Consider the following 26366-nt stretch of genomic DNA (forward strand, 5'->3'; position numbering starts at 1 on the left):
TCGAATAAAGCTAGTTTTTGATGTTATTGCCCGTGTCATCCATGATGAACAGCGGATCTTCGATCACGCTTTCAACAGGAACTGACTGAACCTGGATCGTTTTGCCGTCATAATCAATGATGATCTGACTAGCTTCTGGATGCTGAATAAAAAATCTAGCGAGTTGTGGCTCAACCAAAACCCGAAAGCGGCGACTCAAGCCTCGTGCACCGAAGCGAACATCGTGTCCGGTAGACAGAAACTGGGTGGCAGCGGGTGTAAGTTCAACCGTACGGCTCTGCTTACGGAGTCGCTGATTCAGTTTCTCGATTTCCAGACTGACCAGTGTTGGCGCCAAATCAGCTTCAACCGCTTCATACTGCAGAATACGTTCAATACGATTCAAAAATTCAGGATCAAACTTCTTGTACAGAGCGCGTTCGGTAATCTGGCTGTCATCCAGTTTGGCCAGTCGGGCCAGTTTTTGAATAGGCTTTGGAAGCTTGGCCAGCTGTCTTAAGCGTGCCTGAGCATCTTTGGCGCCGACGTTACTGGTCATAAAGATCATGCAGTTTTTGAAATCCAATACTTTGGTACCCGCGGTCAGCTTTAAGGTTCCGGTTTCCAGAACGTTGAGCAGACCCCGAATGACTTCGGTACTGGCTTTTTCAATTTCATCAAACAGCACAATACCTGGCTTGGAAAAACTGCCCTGAATATGGGCTTCATCAAACAGGGTATTGCCTTCTTTAGAGCCGACATAGCCTGGAGGGGCACCTGTCAGTGCTGCAGCATAATGTTCCTGTGCCAGTGTGTTCATGTCGATCCGGCAGAATGCATCGGGCTTGCCATGGATTGCCTCAGCAATCAGCCGAACCGTTTCGGTTTTCCCCACACCCGTCGGTCCTAGCATCAATGTGACTGCCAGTGGCCGGGTAGGGGCATTAAAATCTGCCTTGACGGTTAAGAGCATGTTTTCAATTTCATCCAGTGCGGCACGCTGCCCAATGATATGACCACGGACATGCTGCATGACTTTTTCAGGATCAAAGCTAAAGCGAGAGGTACGTGCAATACGTTCTTTGCTCTGCATCTCATAACGCTGTTTGGCCAGGGTTTCCTGATTGGCACTGATGCGGTCGCTGGCAAATGTCATATCGAATACCTCCTCTCAGACCAAACTTAAGATGCTTCTTTTTCTAGGCCTTCATGTGGCAAATTGCCGATTGGGCATTCCGCAACACCGATGGTAGAGCGGGTAATTTTTTCCACGTTCTCTTGCGCTTTTTGAGCATCCAGAACCCAGGTTTTGTAGAAGTCGAATGGACAGTCCGCAACGCCTTTATCGCCGTCACCATTGTTATAGACACCGGTATAGCCGCGGTGCAGCAATTTAAATAAATGGTTTTGTGACTGGTCGTATTTACGTGCATCACGAATTTCATGCAGTGACAATTGTGCGTATTGGATGCCGTTTTCTTCCGTACCACATTCACCCAAGGTACGGCCGTCGAAGCCGACTACTGCTGAGTGACCGAAGTAAGTGTAAACGCCGTCAAAACCGGTACAGTTGGCAACAGCAACGTAAACGTTATTTGCCCATGCCATGCATTTCGCCATGTTGATCTGCTGATCTGCTGCCGGGTACATATAGCCTTGGCAACGCACCACCAGTTCAGCGCCTTTCATGGCACAGTCACGCCAGATTTCTGGATAGTTACCGTCATCACAGATGATCAGTGACATCTTGATGCCCTTCGGTCCTTCAGTCACATAGGTGGTATCACCTGGGCACCAGCCTTCAATCGGGCACCATGGGATAATCTTGCGGTATTTCTGAACGATTTCGCCCTTGTTATTAATCAGGATCAAAGTGTTATAAGGCACCTTGTTTGGATGTTCCTCATGTTGTTCACCGGTAATCGAGAACACGCCCCAGACGTTGGCTTCAATACAGGCTTGTGAGAAAATCGCGGTTTCATCGCCTGGAATGGTGGCAGCGGTTGCCATCATCTCGTCATGGTCGTACATAATGCCCATGGTGCTGTATTCGGGAAAAACAATCAGGTCCATACCCGGAATACCCTGTTTGATTCCTTTCAACATTTCAGCAATTTTTTTTGCGTTCTTAAGCACTTCCGCTTTAGTGTGCAAACGAGGAATTTTGTAGTTTACAACTGCCACACCTACTGTATCTGGGCTGCTTGAGATATCACCGTGACGCATTCAAATTTCTCCAACTCTTTTATCGATTCAACTTTATGATTCGAGTGTCGCGTGAAATGCGTTACAGCAAAATACGTTGAATTGCGTATATGGAGGGGGGAGACTGAAAAGAGTTTTTAAATGTGAATAATCAAATAAAATATTAAAATCAGCTGCCGATTAATTAAGTGAAATAGAAATTAAAAATCCCCCGACGAATCGGGGGAGGTGGAGAAAAATTACAGCCAGATTAAACAGACAGATATTTACTGATGGTGGTCTCATCAACATTTTCACGGACATTTTCATAAGCAAAGCGACCTTTGTCGATCACCAGGAAGCGATCGGCCATCGCCATGGTGAAACTCAGCACCTGTTCAGAGACCACAATGGTCAGGTCACGCTGGTCACGAATTTCTTTCAGAGTTCTGGCAATGTCCTTGATAATAGAGGGCTGAATCCCTTCCGTCGGTTCATCCAGCAGAAGTACTTTAGGATTAGTCGCTAAGGCACGGGCAATTGCTAATTGCTGTTGTTGCCCACCCGATAAGTTTCCACCTTTACGTTTGCGCATATCCCAAAGTACAGGAAACAGCTCATACAGGTCATCCGGTACTTTGCCGTGCGCAGAAGCCGGTAAACCGGTCTGGATATTTTCCAGTACGGACATGGTGGAGAAAATCATCCGGCCCTGCGGCACATAAGCCACACCATTTTCTACGCGCTGGTAAGGATCCAGTTTTTCCAGATTTTTGCCATCCAGCTTGATTTCACCTTTGGTATTTTTAATATCACCAATCAGGGTTTTGAACAGGGTGGTTTTACCCATGCCGTTACGGCCCATGATCGCTACAATTTCCTTCGGTTGGATCTTCAGTTCCAGGTCGTGAATCACCTGACTTTGTTTATATCCTGAACACAAAGCATTAATTTCTAATAATCCGCTCATGGTGGCCTCCTTAGTGTCCCAGATAAACTTCAATCACTTTTGGATCATTTTGCACATCGTCCATTTTGCCTGCTGCCAGAATTTTGCCCTGGTGCAGTACCGTGACTTTGTCAGCAATGGTTTTGACGAATTCCATGTCATGTTCAATCACCAGCACAGAACGTCCTTTGCTGATTTCCCGTAACAGTTGCGCCGTCTGCTCACGTTCCGAGACACTCATCCCTGCGACAGGTTCATCCAGCATGAGCAGCTCTGGGTCTTGCATCAATAACATGCCAATTTCCAGCCACTGCTTCTGGCCATGAGAGAGCAGACCAGCGGAGGTATCCAGCAGGTCAGTCAGGAAAATCTTGCCAGCAACTTCACGAATACGCTCATCGACATCTTTAGTGCGTCTGAAGAACAGCGCACCAAAGACATTACGGCCACGCGGGAAGGACATTTCCAGGTTGTCATAGACCGACAGATTTTCATAAATATTCGGGTTCTGGAATTTACGCCCAACCCCTTTACGGACAATGTCGAACTCTTTCAGTTTGGTCAGTTCAATATCATTGAACTTAATGGTGCCTGAAGTCGCTTTGGTCTTGCCGCAGATCAGATCCAGCACTGTGGTCTTGCCGGCTCCATTGGGGCCGATCACCACATGGACTTCGTTTTTATCCAGATAGAAGTTGAGATCACTGACTGCCTTGAAACCGTCGAAGGACACGGTGAGATCTTCAATGACCAGTACCGGTTTACTCATTTCTACGCCAACTTTGTTCATTTCACACCTCCTTCCACAATTGGATCGATCGTTTTATCCGGATCACTACTTGGCGGTGGCGAAGTGCTGTCGATCGGTTTCTTTTTCAGGAACAATGGACGGACATATTTTTCATACAGACCCGCTAAGCCATTAGGTAAGAACATGACCACACCGATGAACAATGCACCGAGGAAGTACAACCATACTTCAGGGAAGGCTTCAGAGAAGTAAGTTTTACCCAGATTCACCAGTACTGCACCATACACTGCACCAATCAGCGACAGACGACCACCGACTGCAGCCAGAATGACCATTTCAATCGAAGGTACGATGCCGATAATCGTTGGTGACATGAAGCCGACTTGCAGGGTAAACATCGCACCACCAATAGATGACACCACAGCTGCGAAACAGAAAATGAATACTTTGTACATGGCCACGTCATAGCCAGAGAAACGTACACGTTCTTCTTTGTCACGCATCGCAGAAAGTAGACGACCGAGTTTAGAACTAAGGACAAAACGGCTGATCATGATTACTGCAATGAGTAGCAGGGCATTGATGTAGTACAGGACATATTTGGCTTCATCGGTACGGATATCCCAGCCATGTAAGGTTTTCAGGTCTGTAATCCCGTTAATGCCGCCAGTGAAACCTTGTTGACCAATAATCAGAATGGTCAGGATCGCTACAATGGCTTGCATGATGATCGAGAAGTACACATCACCGACACGACGGGTAAACATCGCGAAACCGATGATGAAGGCAAGCAAGATTGGAATGATGATGATGGCAAACAAAGTAAACCCGAAGCTATGGAAAGGTTCCCAAAAGCCTGGCAAGCTGGTGATCTGGTTCCAGTCCATAAAGTCTGGAATTCCTGGCGTGGTTTGCGCTGCTGTAGATTGCATGTCTGAAGCTTCAAGTTTCAGGAACATGGCCATGCAGTAGCCACCAATGCCAAAGAAAATCCCTTGACCTAAACTTAAGATACCACCGTGTCCCCAGCACAGAACCAGGCCGATTGCGACAAAAGCAAAAGTCAGATATTTACCCATCAGATTCAGACGGAAAATATCCAGGAACATTGGCATGACCAGCAGGATCAGTACAGCAAGAATCACCAGACCAATCGCACCTTCTTTACCGCCTAAAAAGGCATTCATTAGATTTTTCATAATATCTCTCCTGAATCCCCTATTTACGTACTTTGATTGAGAAGAGACCCTGAGGACGCAGCATCAGGATAATAATGACTGTAGCCAGTGTCAGGACTTTAGCGACAGAACCAGAAAGGAAGAATTCCAGAATAGATTGTGCTTGCGCGATACTGAATGCGGAGGCAACGGTGCCAAGCAAGCTTGCAGCACCGCCGAAGACCACGACTAAGAAGGTATCAACGATATACAGCGAACCTGCTGTAGGACCAGTAGAACCGATGGTTGTGAAAGCTGCACCGGCAATACCTGCAAGCCCACAACCCAAGGCAAAGGTTAAGCTGTCAACACGTTTGGTATTGATCCCGACAGCACCACTCATAAAGCGGTTCTGGTTGGTTGCACGAAGTTGTAAACCCCAGCGTGAACGGTAAATCAGAAAGTAGACAAATGCAGTGACACAGAGGGTAACGCCCACCAGGAACAGACCATTGATAGGAATATCGATGGCTTCCGTCGGTTGATAAGAACCCATTAACCAGTCAGGTAAAGTCGGGCTGACTTCCTTAGGTCCGAAAATAGAACGGAACAACTGCTGCATGATGAGGCTCAAGCCCCATGTTGCAAGAAGTGTATCGAGTGGCCGTTGATAGAGCCGGCTGATCATGAGTCGTTCCACCATGTAACCGATAATGCCTGCTGTGAGGAAGGCTGCAATGATTGCAATCAGGAAATAGTAAGGTAGGAGTTGAGGGAAAAAACTTTCAGTCAGTGTGGAAATGAAAAATGTCGTATATGCACCAATGGTCAGAAACTCACCATGTGCCATGTTAATTACGCCCATTTGCCCAAAGATAATTGCAAGGCCGAGCGCCATCAATAACAGCACACAGAACACAGAGAGACCATTAAAGCCTTGCATGGCAAATATTGCACCGAATTCTGCAAATGATAGATCCATCGCATCATCCTCCAAGCTTTAAAAAATTGTGTGGAATACAAAGATCAGGAGAATGGCTTCCCCTGATCATGTGGCTGTTAACTCAGTAACCTTTAGGGAATGGGTTTGGTTTGATTAGACCTTTAGACTCGTAAACAACCTTGAACTGACCATTTGGTTGCACTTGACCAATACGTGATTTGCTCCATAAATGGTGGTTCGGGTCAATTTTCACGTAGCCTTCAGGCGCAGTTTTCATTTCTAGGCCTTTAGATGCTGCAGTCACTTTCGCGACATCGAAGCTACCGGCTTTTTCAACTGCGGCTTTCCATAACCATGGACCTAGGTAAGCGGCTTGTGTTACGTCACCTACCACCGCTTTAGGGCCATATTTCGCTTTAAAGGCTTTTACGAATGCAGCATTATTGGGGTTATTCAGGCTTTGGAAATATTTCATTGAAGAGTAGAAGCCCTTCATGTTTTCGCCGCCAATCCCCAGCAATTCATCTTCAGTCACTGAAAGGGTAAGCAGTGTCTGTTTGTCGCCTGTTACGCCCGCAGCTTTCATTTGTTTGTAGAAGGATACGTTTGAGCCGCCCACGACTGCTGCAAAGATGGCATCTGGTTTACGCAGTTTGGTTTTGTTGATGAGAGAGCCGAATTGAGTGTGGCCCAGAGGATAGTATTCTTCACCAACCACTTTACCTTTCAGTACTTTTTCGATGTGGGTACGGGCAATTTTCATGGTGGTACGCGGCCAGATGTAGTCAGAACCAATCAGATAGAAGGTTTTGGCTTTTTTCTCTTTTGCCAGCCAGTTCAGTGCTTCAAGTACCTGTTGAGTTGCTTCCTGACCGGTGTAGATTACGTTTTTAGATTGTTCTAAGCCTTCATAGAAGGTTGGGTAATAAAGTAGAGAGTTGTTGCGTTCAATAATTGGCAATACGGCTTTACGAGAGGCTGAAGTCCAGCAGCCGAAAATTGCAGCAACACGGTCTTTTTCAGACAATTTACGTGCTTTTTCTGCAAAGGTTGGCCAGTCAGAAGCACCATCTTCCTGAATAATTTTGATTTGTCGACCGAGAACACCGCCCTGTTTATTGATCTGTTCAATGGCCAGACGTTCTGCCTGAATCGAACCGGTTTCAGAAATTGCCATGGTGCCGGTTGCTGAGTGCAACTGACCCACATACACAAACTTGTCATCGACTTTAAGTTTGGTGGTATTGACCTTTGCTGTTGCAGGAACGCTGGCATTGGTCAGTGCGGGCGCCAGCAGGAATGGAACAGCAAGTAAACCTGCCAGTAATCCAGATGTCTTTACTTTTGATTTCAAGCTCATGTCGGGTTCCCCTATAGAATTAGATATGCTGATGCGCTTAATCATTGGTTTGCGCTTGGTATGGAACTAAGCCTAAGGGGAGTTAAAAAATGAGCATATACGTCACTTTACGTATATAGCATTCAGTCGGATTATTTTTAGATACTGATAGGCTGGGCATAGTTATTGCTTTTAAGAGCAGATATTTAGCTTGATTTGATCTGTATGGACCCAACAGTGAATACCAGTCAGGCACCGCAGCGCGTCATTCATACCCGGCGTAAATACAATACCTGGGTGGTCGATGAAAGTATTGAGGATTATGCCCTGCGCTATGCGCCTAAATCCGTCCGGAAATGGTCACTATGGACAGTGACCAATACGGCGCTTGCGGCCGTCAGTTTCCTGGCAATGGAGGCACTTGGAGCCACCATGCTCTGGCAATACGGTTTCGGTAATGCTTTCTGGGCCCTGGTGGTTGTGGCGATTATCATTTTCCTGACCAGCTGGCCGATTGGTTATTATGCTGCCCGTTATAATGTCGATATTGATTTACTGACCCGTGGTGCCGGATTTGGCTATATTGGCTCCTCCATTACCTCGGTCATTTATGCCAGTTTCACCTTTATCTTTCTCGCCTTTGAAGCCGCCATCATGGCGCTGGCATTGGAGCTAGGCTTAGGGATACCCCTGAGTATTGGCTACCTGATTTCAGCACTGGTGATTTTGCCATTGGTGGTCAAAGGTATTGGCTTCATCAATAAGGTGCAGGCCATCACCCAACCACTCTGGTTATTTCTGCTTTTATTACCATGGTGCTTTGTGTTGGTGAAGCAACCTGATTTGATCAGCAATCTTGCATTGATTGAGGGCGCAAAAAGTCAGAGCGCTGCCTTTAATCTGTCTTTTTTTGGTGCATCCTGCACGGTGCTCTTTGCCTTGATCACCCAGATCGGAGAACAGGCGGATTATCTGCGGTTTTTACCCGATAAAAAACATATTCAGCGTAAATGGAATTGGGCTGTCTTTTTAGGTGGGCCGGCCTGGATTCTAGGTGGATTTATCAAGATATTCATGGGTATGCTGCTCATGGCACTGGCAATGCAGTATCTGGTTGCTGATTCTGAACTGAGTAACCCCAATTATCTGTACTGGATTGCTTACCAACAGGTGGTCAATCATCCCGGGATCGCTTTATTTCTGACGGTTTTATTTGTCTGCGTTGCCCAGATCAAGATTAATGTTACCAATGCCTATGCAGGGTCATTGGCCTGGTCGAACTTTTTTGCGCGTCTGACGCATAGCCATCCAGGGCGCGTAGTCTGGCTGGTATTCAATATCTTTATCGCTTTGCTGTTGATGGAACTTGGGGTAATTCATGCGGTGGAGCGTGTGCTTGGCTTATACAGTAATGTGGCCCTTGCTTGGATCGGTGCCATTGTTGCGGATCTGGTGATCTGTAAACCACTGGGATTGAGTCCAAAAGGAATTGAATTTCGACGGGCCTATCTATATGACATTAATCCGGTTGGAGTCGGTAGCCTGATCATTGCATCGGTCTTATCCATGTTGTGTTACTGGGGCGTTTTTGGAGAGATTGCCCGGTCCTTGGCCGGCTTTATCGCACTCGGTACGGCGATGTTATGTGTACCGCTAATTGCCTGGTTTACCAAAGGTAAATACTACTTGGCACGTCAAGAAAAGCCTGAACTGAATCTGGTCGAGACACAGACGTGCGTGGTGTGTGAGCATGATTATGAAACTGCAGACATGGCCAGTTGTCCAGCCTATAGCAGTCAGATCTGTTCTCTGTGCTGCACGCTTGAAGCACGTTGTCATGACCTGTGTAAGCCGCATGCACGCTGGTCTTCACAGCTCAGAGTTTTTGCGGCCTGGTTCCTGCCGAAATACTGGGTACAACATATTAATACCCGCTTGAGCCTGTATATCCTGCTGATTTTTGTCTTAGGTGTGGTGCTGGCAGTGAGCCTGAGCCTGATTTATTTACAGGAGTCTGCCAGCCTGGGCGCTTTGTCACAGCAGCAGGATGCGCTGACAATGCTGTTCGTCAAAATCTATGCCGTGCTGTTTTTACTACTTTGTGTGGCCGCCTGGTGGTTAGTGCTGAATGATGAAAGCCGACGTCAAGCACAGCTGGAAAGTAATACCCAGACTCAACTGCTGATGGATGAGATTGAAGCGCATAAGGTTACCGATCGCCAGTTGCAAGATGCCCGTATTCAGGCAGAAAAAGCCAATGAAGCCAAAAGCCGTTATGTGATTGGCATCAGCCATGAGTTACGAACACCGTTGAACAGTATTCTCGGTTATAGCCAGCTACTGCAGAAACAGGAAAAACTGTCTGAACAGGGCGAATCTGCCCTGGGCGTGATTAGCCGGAGCGGTCAGCATCTGACTTCTCTAATTGATGGTCTGCTGGATTTGGCACGGATTGAAACTGGCAAGATTTCTTTGGAAAATTCCAATATCGACCTGCCAAAATTTCTTAAACAGATCGTGCATATATTCGAGCCACAGTTTGCCCAAAAGCAGCTGAACTTTGATGTGGAGATCAGTAGCAAGATTCCACAGTATGTCCGTATTGATAAAAAACGTCTGGAACAGATACTGATTAATCTGTTGGGTAATGCTTTGAAATTTACCCTGGAGGGGGTAGTCAAATTTAAGGTCGATTACCGTTTTCAGACCGCTTATTTTGAAATTCAGGATACCGGTTGTGGGATTGCTGAGTCGGATGTTGAGCGGATCTTCCAGCCTTTTGAGCGTGGTCGTAATGTGGTACAGGGCAGCTTTGCTGGCACGGGTTTGGGGCTGCCAATCGTGAAGCTCTTAGTCGATATTCTCGGTGGCGAGCTGACCCTGAGCAGCCAGTTAAAACAGGGTTCAGTGTTTAAAATAAAACTGTATTTACCTTCTAAATCCCTGATCCATCCGATCGCGGATGTTGCCTCTAATACCGTGACCGGTTATACCGGAGAACGCCGTAAAATACTGGTGGTTGATAATGAAGCAACCGATCGTGGTCTAGTTTTAAATTTCCTGAAACCACTGGGTTTTATTTTAGAAGAGGCAGAATCAGGTTTAGCCTGTTTGCGCCAGGTACCAGAATTTAATCCTGATCTGATTCTGATGGATTTGAGCATGCCTTTACTGGGCGGCTGGGAAACGGCGAAATTGCTGCGCCAAAATAAAATGACCAATGTACCGATTATTATTATTTCTGCAGATGCCAATGAGCGGATGATCAATCCGGAAACCGATGTTCTCAACGAAGACTTTTTAGTAAAGCCGGTCGATCTCAATTTATTATTGAACAAAATTGGTGATAAATTGGGCTTAAGCTGGCTGCATCAGCATGAGCAGCAGCCAGAACAAGAACAGCCTTCTGACCAGAAAGGACAGATCTCCACGGTTGTGATTGAAAGCAGAAATGAGTTGAACCCATCCATTCCATTGTTGAACGTGGCAGAGGCGGTCCTTCAGCTGGAACAGCATTTAAGTATTGGTTTTATCCGGGGGGCAAAAGATGTCCTGCATGAATGTGGCCAGCACTTTGAACAATATAACGATATATGGCATCAGATTGAGCAGGATTTAAAACAATTTGATTTTAAAAGAGCAATTCAGCGACTTCATGAGCATGCAGATGTGCTGAAGTAGGGGTAAGGTGGACATGTTGGAAAGTATTTTGATTGTGGATGATATACCTGAAAATCTAAGTCTATTGCATGAGAGCCTGGATCAGGCTGGCTATCAGGTACTTGTAGCGACCAATGGATTTGATGCAATTGAAATTGCGCATCGCATTCAGCCTGACATGATCCTGCTTGATGGCAGTATGCCGGAGATGGATGGTTTTGAAACCTGCACTCAGCTTAAAGCCAGTCCAGTGACTGAACATATTCCAGTGATCTTTATGACCGGGCTGACAGAAACTGAACATATCCTCAAAGGCTTTCAGGTTGGTGGGGTAGACTATGTCACCAAGCCTTTAAATATTGATGAAGTTCGGGCACGAGTAAAAACCCATTTGTTACAGGCTCGTTTAATGCATCAGCAGCGACAAATGCTGGATGCAACCGGCAGTGCGATTCTATCGCTGAATCTGGAAGGTGAAATTATCTGGCAGACCCCAATCGTCAGTGAATTGCTGAAAAATCATCAGGTGGATGTACAGCATTTTCAGTCCAGTTTGAATCAGTGGCTACAGGACTTGCTCAAGCAGCCAGATCAAGCACACTTACTGCATGGTCAGTACGGTCATGGCCATCAGCAGTTACAGCTTAACCTGCTCACCAAACTGTATGCAGGGCATATCTCTAAACATGTATTGGTGCAGTTGAAAGAGCAGACCCAAATGCCGAGCGCAGAGGAAATCGCGCAGGCTTGTCCCAACCTGACACCGCGTGAAGCAGAAGTGATGCATTGGGTCACGATGGGGAAGACCAACCGGGATATTGCCGAGATCCTGCAACTCAGCCCACGGACGGTAAACAAGCATCTTGAGCATGTCTTTGAAAAGCTTTATGTAGAAACACGGACAGCTGCGGTGTTACATGTCATGTCGGCCTGTCAGAATCAGGCAGTGGCTTGATACTTTTGGCTATCAAGTTCCCTTTTCTGGAAAGAAAAGGAACTTAAAGTTTTTCTTTAAATCTCGATATTTTCATTCCAGAGAAAATAGCCGCCATACTGACTTGGTCTAAACTCACCATCAATTTCTTTCCCTTGCTCAGTTAGAAGATGTCTGCCATTTTCATTAAGTTTTAGAAAACCTTTTTCTGTCATCTTATCCAGGAAATCAGCTGTTTTGATTTTGTGCTTTGCAGCGAGTTTAGACGTGGTAAGTTTAGACAAAGTATTACTTTCTTCATCTATTTCAATTTCTTTAGAACTAGAGTCATTTTTAACTTCATCTAAGCTAATCCGGACTTCTTCGCTAATCCGAATAATACGCTGCGCTTCTTCATACGCATCTTTAAAAACTTCATCATCTTCATACTTACGAACTGAAATGCCCATTTCATTGTTATTGACCTGGCTAAATTCATATAAATTCAAACTCGAAATAATACATTCCGATTCATTGAGATAGCACTTTGCATGCAGGTTTTTGCAGAAACTCAAACGCACATAGTCCAGTTTTTGAATCCATTTGATTTCTTCAGGATGCAAATCACTTTTGCCATAGACAATGCGAACATCAATTTTTAGCCGGTCTTTGTCTTCTAATAATTCTTTGATGCGGTCATTGAGACGTAAATACGGACTGATTAAAATTAGACGTTCTTTGGCATTTTTAATGAGTTCTTCTAAGAAAAAATTAGTTGCACTGGTATTTAGAAATTTAGCCATATTTTCCCTGTAATATTTTGAATATTATGTTTGTTATAGGGCAATAAGATATCGCTGAATCAGCAATCACTCAACCTTTAAATACATGCCATCCGCCGAGACATTATGTCCAAAACCACAAGACATCGGATTGCTGCTATTCACCGCAATCTGTTGTCCAATTTGAGCGTTAAACTGAAATTTCAAATCAATTTTGCAATCTTCTACGCTGTAATTGGTCTGAGCTTTATTCAATGGCATCCGGGTTGAAAATTCTCCTATATTTGGTCCATAAATCAGACTGCGCAAACCCATATAGAGTCCATTAAACTCAATTTGGTAGGCATTCGAAGCCCGTTTAACTTCCATCGTATTCCACTGGCCAAAACCTGCATAGCGGACATATTTGCCTGCAAGATTCTTCGGTTTTTCTGGTGCAGGCAACTGTTTTAGATTGAACTGGCTGGCTTTAGCATTCGGAAAAACGGAAAACCAGGCGCGTGCCCATTGCGGCTTTCCAAGCTTGGCATAACTTAAGCCAACATTATTAAATGCCGTGGTGATATCACGCTCAGAAAAAGCTGTACCACCGTCTTCTACATTCATCGCACAAAAAGATGACCAGGCGGCTTGTTGTTTGAATTGCGCTATGGCCTTTTGATATTGTTTTTGGTCGTAGAATTTCTTGCCATTATTTGCATAGTTTTGGACTTGGCTACAGCCTGAATACAATTCTTTTTCAAACTCTGAATCAGCAAAAGTGAGCATACTTAAACTTAAAAGACCAATAGACAATAGAGATTGATACATAGCGTTATTCAGTATAATTTTGAACTGAATAAAACATAGCCACTCGTATAAGTAAATAGAACTTGTGCTTATTAAACTGGATAACAACAAAATATCGTGATGGCCAAATATTAAAAAGCTGAAGAGGAATATCCAGAAAGCAGTTCTGGAATAGCTTTAAACTAAGAATTAATCAAGCTTGATCCAGATTGAGTTGTAAGAGGACCAAATCACGCCAGTGCCCAAACTTCTGTCCGACTTGCGGCATATAGGCAGTTTGAACGAACCCCAGTTTTTCATGCAGATGAATCGATGAGGTGTTTTCAGAATCAATCGCCGCGACCATGATATGCAGTTTCTGTACTTGAGCCTGTTCAATTAAATACTGCAATAGTTTAGAACCCAAACCTTGCCCTGCATAATCCGGGTTTAAAAAAATAGAATGTTCTACCGTCTGTTGAAAGCCCTGAATACTACGAAACTGATCATAACAGGCATAGCCAGCGACGACTTGATTTTGAGTATCTTCAACCACAAAAACCGGGAAATTCTGATTTTTAAGCTGTTTAAACCAGATTTTGAAATAGTTCAAATCAAAGGCTGTTCTGTTCCAGGTCGCAGTACCATAGAGTACTTCCTGATTATAAATCTCGAGAATGGTTTCAAGATCATGTTCGGTCGCAGGTCGAATATCAAAATCAGGCATATTCTTGTTCTAGTAGAGGTGAGCTGAAATCACAGTTTAAAAAAAAGCAGAACCGGAGTTCTACTTTTGATCATACATCAATTAGAAATGATATTTCACAAGTGCGCTGACATTGTTTTCGTCTTGATTTTTAAGACCAAACTTGTTGTTCCACACTGAATGTTCAACACCGAGGTATAAACGGGTATCTGGAGAAATGTGTTTGCCCGCATTCCATTTCCACTGTGTAGTCCAGTTTAACTCGCTTGCTTGAGCGTCTTTTTCAGCAGTTGACCAATCAAGGAAGCCATCTACAAGAAAATCTTCAGCACCCAGTTTAAATGGCACACCATAGGTAAGCGTCATTTGATAATCGTCTTTATTGCCAAACACTTTTTCATTGTTTGCACGATAAAGATTTAAGCTTGCATATTGAAAGTATGGGATATCAAGGTCAAAGCCCACGCCATATAGGAAGTTATCAGCATTATCTGAACCTTCCCACGTTGTTGAAATAAGCACATCTTTCACTGGACCAAAGGCAAGTTTTTGGCCTGTAACTTCACTTAAGCTTAAACGTGGTGATAACTCAAAGTACGTACTTTTAACATCATCGCCACCGCGCAGACGATCCATAAAGAAGAATACATCTGCATATTTAACTTTTGCAGCATATTCAACAGTTAAAGTAGTTTGCTGATCGTCTACAACTTCATAGTTTTCACCATAAAGACCTGTAACGCTAAAGTCCTGCCAAGCTGGTTTTGCTTGAGCAAATGCTGCAGTTGAAGCCAATGCACAAAGTGCCGCAAGTTGTGTAAATTTCATTTAAATCTATCCCCCCGAGAAAGCAGAATAAGCATACAGATTAATAAGTAAAAATAAAGTTAAAAGTGATCGCTGACTTAAATATATTTCAGCCCCCATGAGTTGAATGAAGACGATCATCTTCCTCAGTTTTCATTGCCTTTCGCTGATACTTCTCTAAATTATTATTTTTTAAATAAAGTTGAATATGTAGTGCCTTAAAAGACTGAATGTATAACTAAAAATATAAAATCACTTCAATTTACGATGATTAACTTACAAAATCAGTAAAAAATAGGGGGGGATATACAGATTGTTTAGTAATTAATTTGGGCCTGAGGCTGAACAGCTTTGTTCTGTTTGTGTAATGAGGTTAGTTTGAAAATCTCAAATGACCGTCGTTTTATAAGCCTGTTCTCAGCCTCTTCAAGTGAGATTGAACGGTCTTATATTTCAATAAAAAATTATTTTGCAGGTTGTTATTTTAAAATGACGAAAGAGTATTTTTCCCGGTTATGCAAAAGCAACTAAATAATGATAAAGCAAATGATCTATTCAGGACTGTAAGGCTGACTAGGCGCTGATCTTATAAGATAAATTATTAGGTAAAAGTGAGCTAATTTCGATAAAAAATACTTTTAATTCCTCCTTTTTTAGGTTTCCTGGTCGAGTGTTATTTAAGCGATTTATCGGTCTGGCTAAAAAATTATTTCAAATTAAATCATGTGAAAGGTTGTGAAATTTCCGTTTGAAAAATCCTGTATTTTTGAGCTGAGTAAGCAGTTGTCACAATGGATTATTCTTTTGCTAAAAAACCAAAATATCACTTGCATATTTCCAAGATACAGCCGATATTCAAGATATAAGGACACGATTCTGCAGACTCAAAAATGTGTTCATCATTCAAAATGGAGGGTGTGATTCCAATCATTTGAAGAAGTGAAATGCGATGCGAAACAGCAAGCTACAAACGTGCCAAGATAAAAATTTTGCACTCAAAAGTTACAAAGATTGAGGATGGTAATATATGAATATTGAACTTCGTACCGATAACCACATTCAGAATAGTGATCGTTTAATTACTTATGTACGGGAAGAATTAAATCAAGAATTCCAGCGCCACAGCGAACGTATTACCCATTTTTCAGTCCATCTCAGTGATGAAAATGGCGCCAAAGGCGGCGATGACGATATTCGCTGTATGATTGAAGCGCGCCCTGCAGGCTTGAAACCTGTCGTAGTCAATCACCGTGGCCATAATGTCGATACCGCGATCCATGGTGCAATTGACCGACTAAAACGTAGTCTGGAACATGTGATCGAGAAAAAAGACAATGTTCGTCCTGGTGCTCTCGAACTAGCAGACACAGATACTGCGGATATCGAAGACTAAGCCGAACTGATTTGAAAAAGCCCTGCGGGGCTTTTTTCGTATTAAACAAAAATATAGTTATGAGAAGCACAACAAATCCTGCTTTATTCGGCATAATAGTCGAAAACGAATCAAAGTGAGCTCCATCATGTTAACTGCGCAACAACAGCTTTTTGTGCAAGCACTCGAAGAATTAAATCTGGACCAGGTCAAACAGCTGCTGGCAGATGGACTCAACCCGAATTTTATTGATCATGACAAAGGCCCGGTGATTTCGGTCTGGTCAGATGGCCTGTTTAAATGGTGGGAAGAGGTGTGTGAGCTGTATGAAGCCGGTACACCACTTTCAGAAGATGAGAAACAGGCACGTTTGGCCGTACATTTACAGATTCTGGAAGAACTGATCCAGGCCAAAGTGAATCTGCATTTGTGGGATGCAGAAGAAATTTATGGCCCGCTCTGGGATGCCGCAAGTGCCGCATGCGCGCCTGCCGTACAGCGTTTACTGGATGAAAAAGTCGATCCAAATAGCAAAGATGAAGATGGCATGACTATTTTATCTTCAATTAGTGATCTATTCTTTGATTGTGATTTTGATGAAATCAACTGGTCAGAAGCTTTAGACGAAGAAAAACAGACGCTAGAACTGCTTCGCAAGCATGGCGCAAAAATGACCAAAGAACTCAGTTAAATTTTAATAAAGAGCTCCAACATGACAACATTAAAAACCTTGGGTTTGATTGCACTGGCCGGTTGTAGTGCACAGCTTTTCGCAGCAGATTTTGAATTTGATCGACCAGGTGAGGGTCTGAGTACTGGAATTACGCCAGTCGGAAATGTCGCTTGGGAGCAAGGCTTGCCTACAGCGCGTTATAGCAAGTCGGGCGATCAGACCGAGACCACCCTCAGTGCAGATATGTTGTTACGTACCGGACTCAGTGATGATCTGGAATTGCGTTTAGGTTGGGCTGGCCCGACCTGGACACAAGTGAAATCCAATGGCCAGACTGAAGAAGATGATGGTCTGGGCGATGTTAGTATTGGTCTGAAAAAGGCCATTGATTTGGATGATGACAAACTCAGTATGGCTTTGCTGGCCGAAGCTATCATTGCAACAGGCAATGCCGGTTTCACTAATGAAGAAGATATTTACAGCTTGGGTTCTGTCGTGTCGTATCAATATAATGACTTGGTCAGTACCGCATTGACCATGCGTTATGAATGGCAGGACAGCAACTGGGCAGTGTCTGCGATTCCTTCTCTAGGCTACCGCATTACTGATCGCTGGTCAGGTTATTCTGAACTGATTTACCGTAAAGCTGAAAGTGTCGATAATCAATACGCGCTCGGTACCGGGGTCATGTATGCCTTAAATGATCGTGTCCAATTAGATGCGAATGTCGGTGTGGATCTGGATGGTGCAGATCGAAGTTACTTCTCAGGCCTAGGTTTCTCTGTGCTGTTCTAAGTTATTCAACTCACAGATGATGAAATACTCGCAGTTCCCGACCTGGGGGAAAATGCTTGCGCCGGTTATTTTGGGAAGCACCTTGTTCAGCAGTCCTGTTCAGGCAGAAACTGCATTGTTGTCTGCCGAGCAGGCCTTTCCTGTGAGCGTGATCTCTACCAGTCAGCAGCAGGCTGAACTGAGCTGGCAGATTCCGGACAACTATTATCTGTATCAGCATAAAATTGAAGTCCGGCAGGGCAATCAGCCGGTGTCGTTTGAGTTGCCACCCGCTGAAGATTTATATGATGATAACTATGGACATACCCAGGTTTATTATCAGCAGTTAAAGTTTCAGATTCCGACTCAGGCGGGGCAATCCTATCAGGTCAGCTGGCAGGGTTGTGCCAAAGACCGGATCTGTTATCCGCCACAAACCATTCAGTTCAAGACCGATTTGTCCGGTCTGGTGCAATTTGAAGCTGCCGGATCAGGAGCAAAGCGTTTACTTGATCTGAATACGTCATCACTGCAACACAATACCCTGTTTAATACAGCGGATTCCTCAGAGTCTGCAGCAGATGGACTCTCTGCATCAGCCCACACACAAACCGAACCCTATGCAGCACAAGACCAGAAATGGTCAGCCCAACTGCTTGAACGCTCTTTGGGCTATGGGCTTTTACTGTTCTTTGGCTTGGGAATTTTACTGGCTTTTACGCCGTGTTCCTTGCCGATGCTGCCGATTCTGACCTCGCTGATCGTACGTGACAGTAAAGGCCTGAAAGCCTGGATGATTGCACTGACTTTTGTCAGCAGTATGGCCGCTGTCTATGCGGTACTCGGCCTAATTGCGTCTTCGGCCGGCCTGAATTTTCAGCGCTGGTTGCAGCAACCGGGAACCCTGATCGCTTTTAGTGTGCTATTTGTTCTGTTTGCTCTGAATCTGTTTGGCCTGTTTGAAATCAAATTGCCGCAACGTCTGGTTCATCGTCTGGATCGGGCACAGGCCATGCAGCAGGGAGGCAGTCTGGTCAGTGCCGGCGTTATGGGCATGATTTCGGCGCTTCTGGTGGGGCCATGTCTGACCGCACCGCTGGCAGGTGCATTATTGTTTATTTCCCAGACACAAAGTCAGTGGCAGGGGGCTTTACTGCTGTTTACCCTGGGTTTTGGGATGGGCACGCCTTTATTGCTGGCCAGTATTCTGGGGGCGCGGATTCTACCTAAAGCCGGGCACTGGATGAATCAGATCAAAGTGCTCTTTGCCTTTATCATGCTGGCGCTGGCGCTATATTTTATTCGCCCGTTGATTTCAGAAGCTGCGTTACAGTGGTTATCCTTAGCTTTGGGCATGGTCTTCGTGGCTTACGTACTGTTCCGGATTTTCTGGCATCGCACTGGTCTAAGATGGCTGTATATCCTATGTCTGGTACTGGCCGTGCCTTATATTGCTTATAGCCAATATCAGCACAGTCAGCGTTTTTTTGTGGAGCAGGCGAGCACAGAAGCCAAGTGGCATGTAGCACGCAGTGCAGCAGAATTTCAGCAGATTTTGGACAAGGCTCCACAAGGGCAAAAGATCATTATTGATATCTACGCCGATTGGTGTGTTGCCTGTCAGCCGATTGAACATCGTATTTTAAAATCTGTAGCGGTGCAGCAGGCGCTTGCGCCATATTTCCTGATCAAGCTGGATTTAAGCCAATATAATGCCTCTCATCAAGCGCTGTTAAACCAATGGGAAATTCTAGGACCGCCAACGTATTTATTCTTGAATGCACAGCAGCAGGAAATTCGTGGCTTGCGTTTGACCGGTGCCTTTAGCGAGGCAGAATTGCTAGCACAGCTGCAAGCACTAGCTCAAAGTGAAAATCCATAATCAAGTCTTAAAAAGCTGAACCCGTTTAAGAGACCTGTATCTGTACTGGAACCGGTTCAGCATAGGCTTTGACCAGATTACGCCCACCGGCTTTGGCTTGATAAAGCGCCTGATCGGCCTGACTCAATAATTGTTGTGGGCGTAATTCCGCGCTAGAAATAGCAATCCCGAAACTGGCGGTCACCGGAATCAGCTCACCCTCATCACTGAAAATCTGCAATTGCTGAATGGCGATACGGCAGCGTTCAGCCACTTGTTCGGCTTTTTCCAGACTGGTATTTTTAAGCACCAAAATAAATTCTTCCCCACCAAAACGGCCGACCACATCACTTTCGCGCAATTGCTGGTTCAGCACAGCACTCACTTCAACTAAGGTTTGATCGCCCTTATGATGGCCATAGTGATCATTAATTTTCTTGAAATGATCCAGATCCAGTAAGACCAAGGCGTAATTCGGAGTTGCTGCGGCATTCAGTTTATCCAGACATTGGTTGATGCTACGGCGGTTAAACAGATTGGTAAGCGGATCAATCTGACTCAGTTGTTTGATCAGCTGCTCACGATGCCGCCATTGACTGAGCAGAATCTCGAATAAGACCATACAGACGGCCAGAATTGGCAAAATGAAATACAGCATCGATAACAGCCAGAAACCATTATAGAAAAGCTTGTCATCGATATTAAATAGCGGTGAATAAGGCAATTGATGACTGAAACTTAAATAGGCACATCCGCCTAGGAAAATTGACGCTGGAATCAGCATGCTATAAACCAGCGTGCGATGGAACAGCACCAGTCCCACCATAATTAAACAGACATAGGAGGTCGTGGCCACAGGGCTGATCACCCCGACGAGATAGGCGTCACGACACAATGAGATAACAAAAGTACCCACTGCCATATAAGGCAGATAACGTTCAATCAGCTGATTCCCCTGAAATTTATAACAGGGAAAAATCAGGAGAAATAGAATTACCAGAAAGCTGCTGTTCAGAGTAATTTGTGTATAGACCCGTTCTAGATGAACATATTGCCAATATTCGGGATTTAATAACACGAAAATATCCCAGCCGAGCCAGGTCAGATGTACTCCGCATCCCAAGGTCAGCATCAGGATGCATTTCTTCAGGATGCGCCAGTTCATCACGACTTCATCTTCGACCAGATATTTCTTGATTCTGTGTCTTAGCACTTTTTCTAATACAGGCGATATTCGCTTCATGGTCCCGGTCTGACTTTAATTGTTATGGCAGATTTTTTTTAAGACTTATTGGATATTTATAACTTTATTTACACAAGATAACATAAGTTTGAATGCTTGATAAACAACAATATTTAAAACATTTTTGTGATTTAGTTGATATCTGATCTGCTCAGTCTTTGCCGATAGCGCAAGTGATCCAGGCTATGTCAAAGGGTCTTAATCAAAATTAAAGAGGTTAAGAGGTATACAGTTTCGTTCTAAATTCAGGATGATGTGTTTTATTTGTACTAATTATTTCAATATAGTCAATCGTTAAAATGGCTGCATTGTTAGAAACAACCAAAGATAAAGAGCGAAGCCATGAAAGTTTTACAGATTGATTCCAGTATTTTAGGAGATGCTTCTATTTCGCGTCAGTTGACTCAGGCCGTGGTGGAACAATTGCAGCAAAAATATGCTGAGGCCATTGAAGTTGAATATCTGGATCTGGCTGCACAGCCTATTCCCCATCTTACCGCCGAAATTTTAATGGGTCAGAACGCAGAACAGACGGCATTGGGCGAGGAAATTTTAGAGCAATATTTGCAGGCGGATATCGTGGTGATTGGTGCAGCGATGTATAACTTTGGTTTGCCATCGACCCTAAAAGCCTGGATTGACCGGATCTGTGTCGCGGGACGTACCTTTAAATATGCCGAACAAGGTCCTGTAGGTTTGGCGGGCAATAAGAAAGTGTATATTGCCAGCAGCCGTGGTGGTGTCTATGGCGAGCAAAGCCCGGCTGATTTTCAGGAGGCTTTCCTGAAAACCGTATTTAACTTTACCGGTGTGAATGATATCGAAGTGATTCGTGCTGAAGGGGTGAACATGGGCGAAGCGGTTAAAGCCCAAGCATTGCAAACTGCATTGCAGCAGGTTCAGGCCATTTAAAACCTAAAACCTCTTTTCAAAGGTCAGCTACGGCTGACCTTTTTTATGCATTGAATTATGGTTAATCTCGGTCCAGACGATGGGCAAATTCTGCAAGATCGGTCAGGGCCTGCTTGGCTTCATCGAACCAGGCACTGAACATCTGGAAGTTGTGCCACATGCCGGTATACAGTTTAAATTCGACCTCGACACCCGCCTGTTCCGCTTTTTCTTTAAAACGGCTAGCATCATCCAGCAGAATTTCCTTGGAACCTACCTGAATATGAATCGGTGGCAAACCGGTTAAATCGGCAAAAAAAGGAGAAACTTCCGGATCACCCCGATCAATTGAACGCGGTACATAATATTCAATCCCGGTTTGAACTGTTTCCAGAGACAGCAGGGCATCATGCTTCTGGTTATAACGTAAAGATTCACTGGTCAACGTTAAATCTAGCAGTGGAGACAGCAGAATCAGACCGCTGACCTGTGGAAGACTTTCCTGCTGTATTTTGAGTGCCAGCGCCAAGGCCAGATTGGCACCGCAAGAATCGCCGGACAGAATAATATCTTTGGCCTGAACACCTTGATCCAGCAGCAGATTATAGACATCAAACAAGGCTTCTAATGCTTCTGGATAGGCAGATTCAGGTGATAGCGGATAATCGACATGCAGTACCTGCATCTGGGTTCGAGCCGCAATTTGAGTCATAAAGGCGCGATGGGTATTTAAAGAACCTAAGTAAAATGCGCCGCCATGAATATGAAAAATCAGCTGGGTCGATTCCTGCTGCGGCTTAATTTCTTCCGCGCGCAGTCCGGCCAGTCGGAGCGAGCGAATCTGTACCGTTTTATCCTGAGGGAAAAGTTTGCACATCTGTTCCAGAGCAATGCGCATTGAACTCGGTGGAAGACTGAATCTGCTCGGGGCACGAATGGCCGTTTTTAAAAAGCTTTCTGTAATTAATTGTTTCGTTAGCGGGCTTATCTTCATCTTCCTTCCATCTTTTTGTGCTTTTATTGATCGTGTAGATTATTTACCAACCATATTTACAAGGTTACACTAAATAGTCACACCTAAAAATTGAAAAATTGTTGTGACTTTTTAATACTACATGGGTCTATTTTCAGACTAAGGAAATGAAGAAAAATGAAAAAAATAGCGCTTACGTTAGGACTACTAGGCTTATCTGCACTGGCTAATGCCGCGGATCCTTTAAATGGCACGGTATGGAAAACCATTGATGATAAAACCAAGCAGCCTAAGGCCATGGTTAAATTCACTGAACAAAAGAACGGCACTTTGTCAGCCAGTATTCAGTCTGTGTTAACTCCAGGTGAAGAAAATGCCTGCAAGAAATGTGAAGGTCCATATCACAACAAATCTCTGAAAGGCTTGACCATTGTTAAAGGTCTGAAAAATGCTGGCGGGACCAGTTATGACAGCGGTTCGATTCTTGATCCACAATCCGGTAAAACCTATAAGTTGAAAGGCCAGCTGGCAGACGGCGGCAAGAAACTTGAGCTACGTGGTTTTATCGGCGTAGCGGCATTGGGTCGTAACCAGACCTGGATTCGCGCCAACTAATTTATTTTAAGTAGATATACAAAAGCCTGACCAATGTCAGGCTTTTTTTATGAATACCATTTAGAGCAAGAGATTAGTGATTCAAGCCACGATAAGCTGTTTCATCAAAACCGGCAATAAATCCTGTGGAGGTTGCCAAGATTGGACGTTTGATTAAACTGGTATGGGTAGTTAATACATTAATTAATGCATCTTCACTCGACAGGGCGGTCTGTTGCTCTTCTTCACTGAGTTTACGCCAGGTAGTCCCTTTTTTATTCAGAACCACATCCTGCCCCAAGGCATCCAGCCAGGTTTTGACGGTTTCAGCATCGATGCCCTGTTTTTTATAATCATGAAATTCATAACTAAGACCTTGCTCAGTCAGCAGATCAAAGGCTTTCTTCATCGAACTACAATTTTTAATTCCGTAAATTTTTAACATAGCTGCCATCTAAAAAATTTAAATCATGAACTAGCTTAACCAAATTGGCAGCAGCAGACCATGCAAAAGCAAATGAAAAAAAGGAAAAAATTTTAAATAGCAGAAAAGTCATGTCATCAAAATGACATCAAGCAGCTTTAACATGAGCACTAAGAAAAAGAACAATCTAAATAATAAGAAAAATAGAAATTTGGGGATAATAGAAATAGAAAACCCGCATTTAATCATCCTGATCATGCGGGTCTCAATCCAACGTCCAATGTCACATCCATGCAAAACAAGCTAAATCTATAGTCTGTTTTATTTTCGTCCTACGGCGTCCTGTCCTTATGTTGTCGTCCTGACATGTCCTTGTGCCGTAGCGCTATAATGCTATGTTATTACATTGAGATAAACCCAAAAAATACGTCATGTCATGTAAGAGATAAGCCTTAATTGAGTGAACAGCTGTTCACTCAATTAAATAGAGAAGATTATAATTTATAGTCGATGATCACGGGGGCGTGGTCGCTAAACCATCGTTCTTTATAGACCCAAGCATTAACGGTGCGCTCTTTCCAGTCCGGAGAACAAGCATGATAATCAATCCGCCAACCAACATTCTTAGCACGCGCCTGTCCACGGTTTGACCACCAGGAATATAACTCGGCTTCTTTACGCACTTCACGGAAAGTATCAACATAACCGAGTTCATCGTAGATATGATCTAACCATGCACGTTCATGCGGTAAGCAACCCGAGGCTTTCTGGTTACCCGACCAGTTTTTAATATCAATACGTTTATGCACGATATTATAGTCACCGCAGACAATTACCGATTTATTTTCATCGCGCCACTGTTTCAGAATTTTTGCGTATTCTTCCAGAAAGTGATCTTTACGTGCTTGCGCTTCATCACCCGATGAACCGGAAGGCAGATACAGGGAACAGATCTGTACAGTTTGTTCTAGACCCAAGTCAAATTCAGCAGCAATAAAACGGCCTTGTGAATCGGCCAGTTCAAAACCCAGGCCATCGGTTAAAGACACAAAAGGCAGACGGCTATAAATGGCAGTACCGGCATAACCCGGACGCTCGGCAGGAAACAGGTGCGTGTACCAGCCTTCAGGCTTGAATTTATCGGTCCACTGCGCATGCGTGATCCGGCTTTCCTGCATGCAAATCACGTCGGCATCCGACTGTTCCATCCATTCCAATAGGCCTTTGGTGACAGATGAACGTAAGCCGTTGACATTAATTGAAACGACGCGAAGAATTTTTTGATCACCTGGATAGCTACTCTTTGGTATCATGCGCAAGTCTTACCTTAATTAATGGATTTAGGAGCACCTCATGTCAACGCCAGCTCAGTTTAACCCGCAAGCTTTTATCGAACTCGCATTATCACGCGGTGTGCTTAAATTTGGTGAGTTTACTTTAAAATCGGGACGTGTGAGTCCCTATTTTTTTAATGCGGGTCTGTTGAATGATGGTGAAGCCTTGACACTGCTGGCTTCTGGCTATGCTGCAAAACTGACTGAATGTGACCATGTTGAAGTGATCTTCGGCCCTGCCTATAAAGGCATTCCCTTTGTGGCAGCAACTGCTGTGGCTTTGTCACAAAATCATGGGGTAAGTGTGCCGTGGGGTTTTAATCGCAAAGAAGCCAAAGACCATGGTGAGGGTGGCGTATTGGTGGGTGCTTCTGTAGAAGGTAAAAAAGTCTGGATCATTGATGACGTAATTACCGCAGGAACGGCGATTCGTGAAGTCGTCACCATCCTGAAAAATGCCGGTGCCCAAATTGCCGGTGTACTCGTGGCGCTTGATCGTCAGGAAAAAGGTCAGGGTGATTTATCTGCGATTCAGGAAGTGCAGCAAGAGCTTGAGATTCCTGTACATGCCTTAGTTACCATGAAAGATTTAATGGACTATCTGGAAGCGAAAGGCGACCTAGAAGCTTTGGCGAAAATGGAAGATTACCGTGTTAAATATGGGATCTAAGCCTGGATTGGCATAGAAAAGGAAGCTTAAGCTCACTGCTGTCCCATAGTTTGCTTTAAATAAAAAAACCTGAGTCCTAACAGTTAAAATATGAGTGCAAACAAACACTTTAACGACCAGGATTCAGGTTTTGTCACATCAGAATACCGTATTTCATGAGCTAATTAAACCTGTTGTGCGACAGGATTTTGAACAACTTGCTAAAGTACACCATGTTGGACAGAAATTTAGAGCGGCTTCCCGGTGGGATCAGTTTATTGCCATATTGATGTCTCAATTCTCTTGTAGACAAAGTCTGAGAGATATTCAATCCAATTTGGAGTGCCAACAGGAAAAGCTAAGTCATCTCGGAGCAAAGTCTATTCCCCGAAGCACGCTGGCACGAATCAATGAGCAGCAGCCTGCTGCCTTGTATCAACAGCTATTTTACAAGTTGCTTAAATACTATGAACACTCAAAAGTAGCTCATAAATTTCGCTTTAAGAATCCCTTGTATTCCTTGGATGCCAGTCATATTGACCTGTCGCTTTCCTTATGTGAATGGGCCAAAGTTCACGACTCAAAAGCCAGCATGAAACTCAGCATAGGATTGAATCACAGCAATGATATTCCTGAGTTT

The 26366-nt window shown here is 44.2% G+C and carries 23 protein-coding genes and 2 pseudogenes; 10 read left to right on the top strand and 15 right to left on the bottom strand.

The annotated features are described in order from the left end of the window. Positions 1 to 10: 10 nt before the first annotated feature. The 7 genes from ACNPNW_RS08645 to urtA form a co-directional block, all read right to left on the bottom strand. Positions 11 to 1135, bottom strand: a complete 1125-nt coding sequence (locus tag ACNPNW_RS08645) for an AAA family ATPase (RefSeq protein ID WP_044108807.1) — start codon at positions 1133 to 1135, stop codon at positions 11 to 13. A 26-nt stretch (positions 1136 to 1161) separates the two neighbouring features. After that, a complete protein-coding gene (locus tag ACNPNW_RS08650; protein ID WP_004777704.1) occupies positions 1162 to 2205 on the bottom strand; it encodes an aliphatic amidase in 1044 nt (347 codons plus the stop codon). A 229-nt stretch (positions 2206 to 2434) separates the two neighbouring features. Beyond that, entirely contained in the window at positions 2435 to 3133 is a 699-nt protein-coding gene (gene urtE, locus ACNPNW_RS08655; RefSeq protein ID WP_004756673.1) for an urea ABC transporter ATP-binding subunit UrtE, read from the bottom strand. 10 nt (positions 3134 to 3143) lie between these two features. Beyond that, positions 3144 to 3902, bottom strand: a complete 759-nt coding sequence (gene urtD, locus ACNPNW_RS08660) for an urea ABC transporter ATP-binding protein UrtD (protein WP_044108808.1) — start codon at positions 3900 to 3902, stop codon at positions 3144 to 3146. Further along, a complete protein-coding gene (gene urtC / locus ACNPNW_RS08665; RefSeq protein ID WP_004813838.1) occupies positions 3899 to 5062 on the bottom strand; it encodes an urea ABC transporter permease subunit UrtC in 1164 nt (387 codons plus the stop codon). Before urtC ends, urtD begins: the two co-directional genes overlap by 4 nt. Positions 5063 to 5081: 19 nt before the next feature. Continuing rightward, the gene (gene urtB / locus ACNPNW_RS08670; protein ID WP_000365952.1) at positions 5082 to 6002 is read right to left on the bottom strand and encodes an urea ABC transporter permease subunit UrtB; all 921 of its coding nucleotides are present in this window, start codon (positions 6000 to 6002) and stop codon (positions 5082 to 5084) included. 82 nt (positions 6003 to 6084) lie between these two features. Further along, positions 6085 to 7323, bottom strand: a complete 1239-nt coding sequence (urtA, locus tag ACNPNW_RS08675; RefSeq protein ID WP_004813834.1) for an urea ABC transporter substrate-binding protein — start codon at positions 7321 to 7323, stop codon at positions 6085 to 6087. Between the two features lie 204 nt (positions 7324 to 7527). Between urtA and ACNPNW_RS08680 the strand changes: the two are divergent. Both ACNPNW_RS08680 and ACNPNW_RS08685 read left to right on the top strand, forming a co-directional pair. Further along, positions 7528 to 10671: pseudogene (locus ACNPNW_RS08680) on the top strand (hybrid sensor histidine kinase/response regulator); the annotation flags it as partial. A 325-nt stretch (positions 10672 to 10996) separates the two neighbouring features. Continuing rightward, positions 10997 to 11917, top strand: coding sequence for a response regulator (locus ACNPNW_RS08685; protein ID WP_005220520.1), 921 nt, complete (start codon positions 10997 to 10999; stop codon positions 11915 to 11917). A 56-nt stretch (positions 11918 to 11973) separates the two neighbouring features. Here the strand turns inward: ACNPNW_RS08685 and ACNPNW_RS08690 are convergent, their stop codons facing one another. The 4 genes from ACNPNW_RS08690 to ACNPNW_RS08705 form a co-directional block, all read right to left on the bottom strand. Continuing rightward, entirely contained in the window at positions 11974 to 12678 is a 705-nt protein-coding gene (locus ACNPNW_RS08690; protein WP_129716220.1) for a phospholipase D family protein, read from the bottom strand. A gap of 66 nt (positions 12679 to 12744) precedes the next feature. Then, on the bottom strand, positions 12745 to 13467 hold the full coding sequence (locus tag ACNPNW_RS08695) for a hypothetical protein (protein WP_044108811.1): 723 nt from the start codon (positions 13465 to 13467) through the stop codon (positions 12745 to 12747). A 172-nt stretch (positions 13468 to 13639) separates the two neighbouring features. Further along, positions 13640 to 14152, bottom strand: coding sequence for a GNAT family N-acetyltransferase (locus tag ACNPNW_RS08700; protein ID WP_044108812.1), 513 nt, complete (start codon positions 14150 to 14152; stop codon positions 13640 to 13642). A gap of 81 nt (positions 14153 to 14233) precedes the next feature. Beyond that, positions 14234 to 14959, bottom strand: coding sequence for an outer membrane protein OmpK (locus tag ACNPNW_RS08705; RefSeq protein WP_129716224.1), 726 nt, complete (start codon positions 14957 to 14959; stop codon positions 14234 to 14236). A 1006-nt stretch (positions 14960 to 15965) separates the two neighbouring features. Here ACNPNW_RS08705 and ACNPNW_RS08710 point away from each other — a divergent pair. The 4 genes from ACNPNW_RS08710 to ACNPNW_RS08725 all read left to right on the top strand — a co-directional run bounded on the left by ACNPNW_RS08710 (position 15966) and on the right by ACNPNW_RS08725 (position 19639). Continuing rightward, on the top strand, positions 15966 to 16331 hold the full coding sequence (locus ACNPNW_RS08710; protein ID WP_004647220.1) for an HPF/RaiA family ribosome-associated protein: 366 nt from the start codon (positions 15966 to 15968) through the stop codon (positions 16329 to 16331). Between the two features lie 127 nt (positions 16332 to 16458). Then, positions 16459 to 17001 (top strand): ankyrin repeat domain-containing protein, encoded by a 543-nt coding sequence (locus ACNPNW_RS08715; RefSeq protein ID WP_039902494.1) that lies wholly within the window; start codon positions 16459 to 16461, stop codon positions 16999 to 17001. 21 nt (positions 17002 to 17022) lie between these two features. Further along, a complete protein-coding gene (locus tag ACNPNW_RS08720; protein ID WP_191112660.1) occupies positions 17023 to 17778 on the top strand; it encodes a transporter in 756 nt (251 codons plus the stop codon). Between the two features lie 19 nt (positions 17779 to 17797). Next, positions 17798 to 19639, top strand: coding sequence for a protein-disulfide reductase DsbD (locus ACNPNW_RS08725; protein WP_448766892.1), 1842 nt, complete (start codon positions 17798 to 17800; stop codon positions 19637 to 19639). A 25-nt stretch (positions 19640 to 19664) separates the two neighbouring features. Here the strand turns inward: ACNPNW_RS08725 and ACNPNW_RS08730 are convergent, their stop codons facing one another. Next, the gene (locus tag ACNPNW_RS08730; RefSeq protein WP_191112659.1) at positions 19665 to 20861 is read right to left on the bottom strand and encodes a GGDEF domain-containing protein; all 1197 of its coding nucleotides are present in this window, start codon (positions 20859 to 20861) and stop codon (positions 19665 to 19667) included. Between the two features lie 342 nt (positions 20862 to 21203). On the opposite strand from ACNPNW_RS08730, the gene ACNPNW_RS08735 reads away from it, so the two are divergent. Then, positions 21204 to 21773 (top strand): FMN-dependent NADH-azoreductase, encoded by a 570-nt coding sequence (locus tag ACNPNW_RS08735; protein ID WP_448766887.1) that lies wholly within the window; start codon positions 21204 to 21206, stop codon positions 21771 to 21773. A 61-nt stretch (positions 21774 to 21834) separates the two neighbouring features. Here the strand turns inward: ACNPNW_RS08735 and ACNPNW_RS08740 are convergent, their stop codons facing one another. Next, positions 21835 to 22746 (bottom strand): alpha/beta hydrolase, encoded by a 912-nt coding sequence (locus ACNPNW_RS08740; RefSeq protein ID WP_044108817.1) that lies wholly within the window; start codon positions 22744 to 22746, stop codon positions 21835 to 21837. 156 nt (positions 22747 to 22902) lie between these two features. Between ACNPNW_RS08740 and ACNPNW_RS08745 the strand changes: the two genes are divergently transcribed. Further along, on the top strand, positions 22903 to 23340 hold the full coding sequence (locus tag ACNPNW_RS08745; protein ID WP_005105342.1) for a DUF2147 domain-containing protein: 438 nt from the start codon (positions 22903 to 22905) through the stop codon (positions 23338 to 23340). Positions 23341 to 23413: 73 nt separating this feature from the next. Here the strand turns inward: ACNPNW_RS08745 and ACNPNW_RS08750 are convergent, their stop codons facing one another. Continuing rightward, positions 23414 to 23764, bottom strand: a complete 351-nt coding sequence (locus ACNPNW_RS08750) for a Spx/MgsR family RNA polymerase-binding regulatory protein (protein ID WP_044108818.1) — start codon at positions 23762 to 23764, stop codon at positions 23414 to 23416. A gap of 473 nt (positions 23765 to 24237) precedes the next feature. Beyond that, positions 24238 to 25056 (bottom strand): exodeoxyribonuclease III, encoded by an 819-nt coding sequence (locus tag ACNPNW_RS08755; protein ID WP_044108819.1) that lies wholly within the window; start codon positions 25054 to 25056, stop codon positions 24238 to 24240. Between the two features lie 40 nt (positions 25057 to 25096). On the opposite strand from ACNPNW_RS08755, the gene pyrE reads away from it, so the two are divergent. Both pyrE and ACNPNW_RS08765 read left to right on the top strand, forming a co-directional pair. Beyond that, positions 25097 to 25747 carry an orotate phosphoribosyltransferase gene (gene pyrE / locus ACNPNW_RS08760; RefSeq protein WP_044108820.1) on the top strand — a complete coding sequence of 217 codons (651 nt, stop codon included), beginning with the start codon at positions 25097 to 25099 and terminating at the stop codon, positions 25745 to 25747. Between the two features lie 130 nt (positions 25748 to 25877). Further along, positions 25878 to 26366: pseudogene (locus tag ACNPNW_RS08765) on the top strand (IS4-like element ISAbe18 family transposase); the annotation flags it as partial.

This window comes from Acinetobacter endophylla, assembly GCF_053543775.1.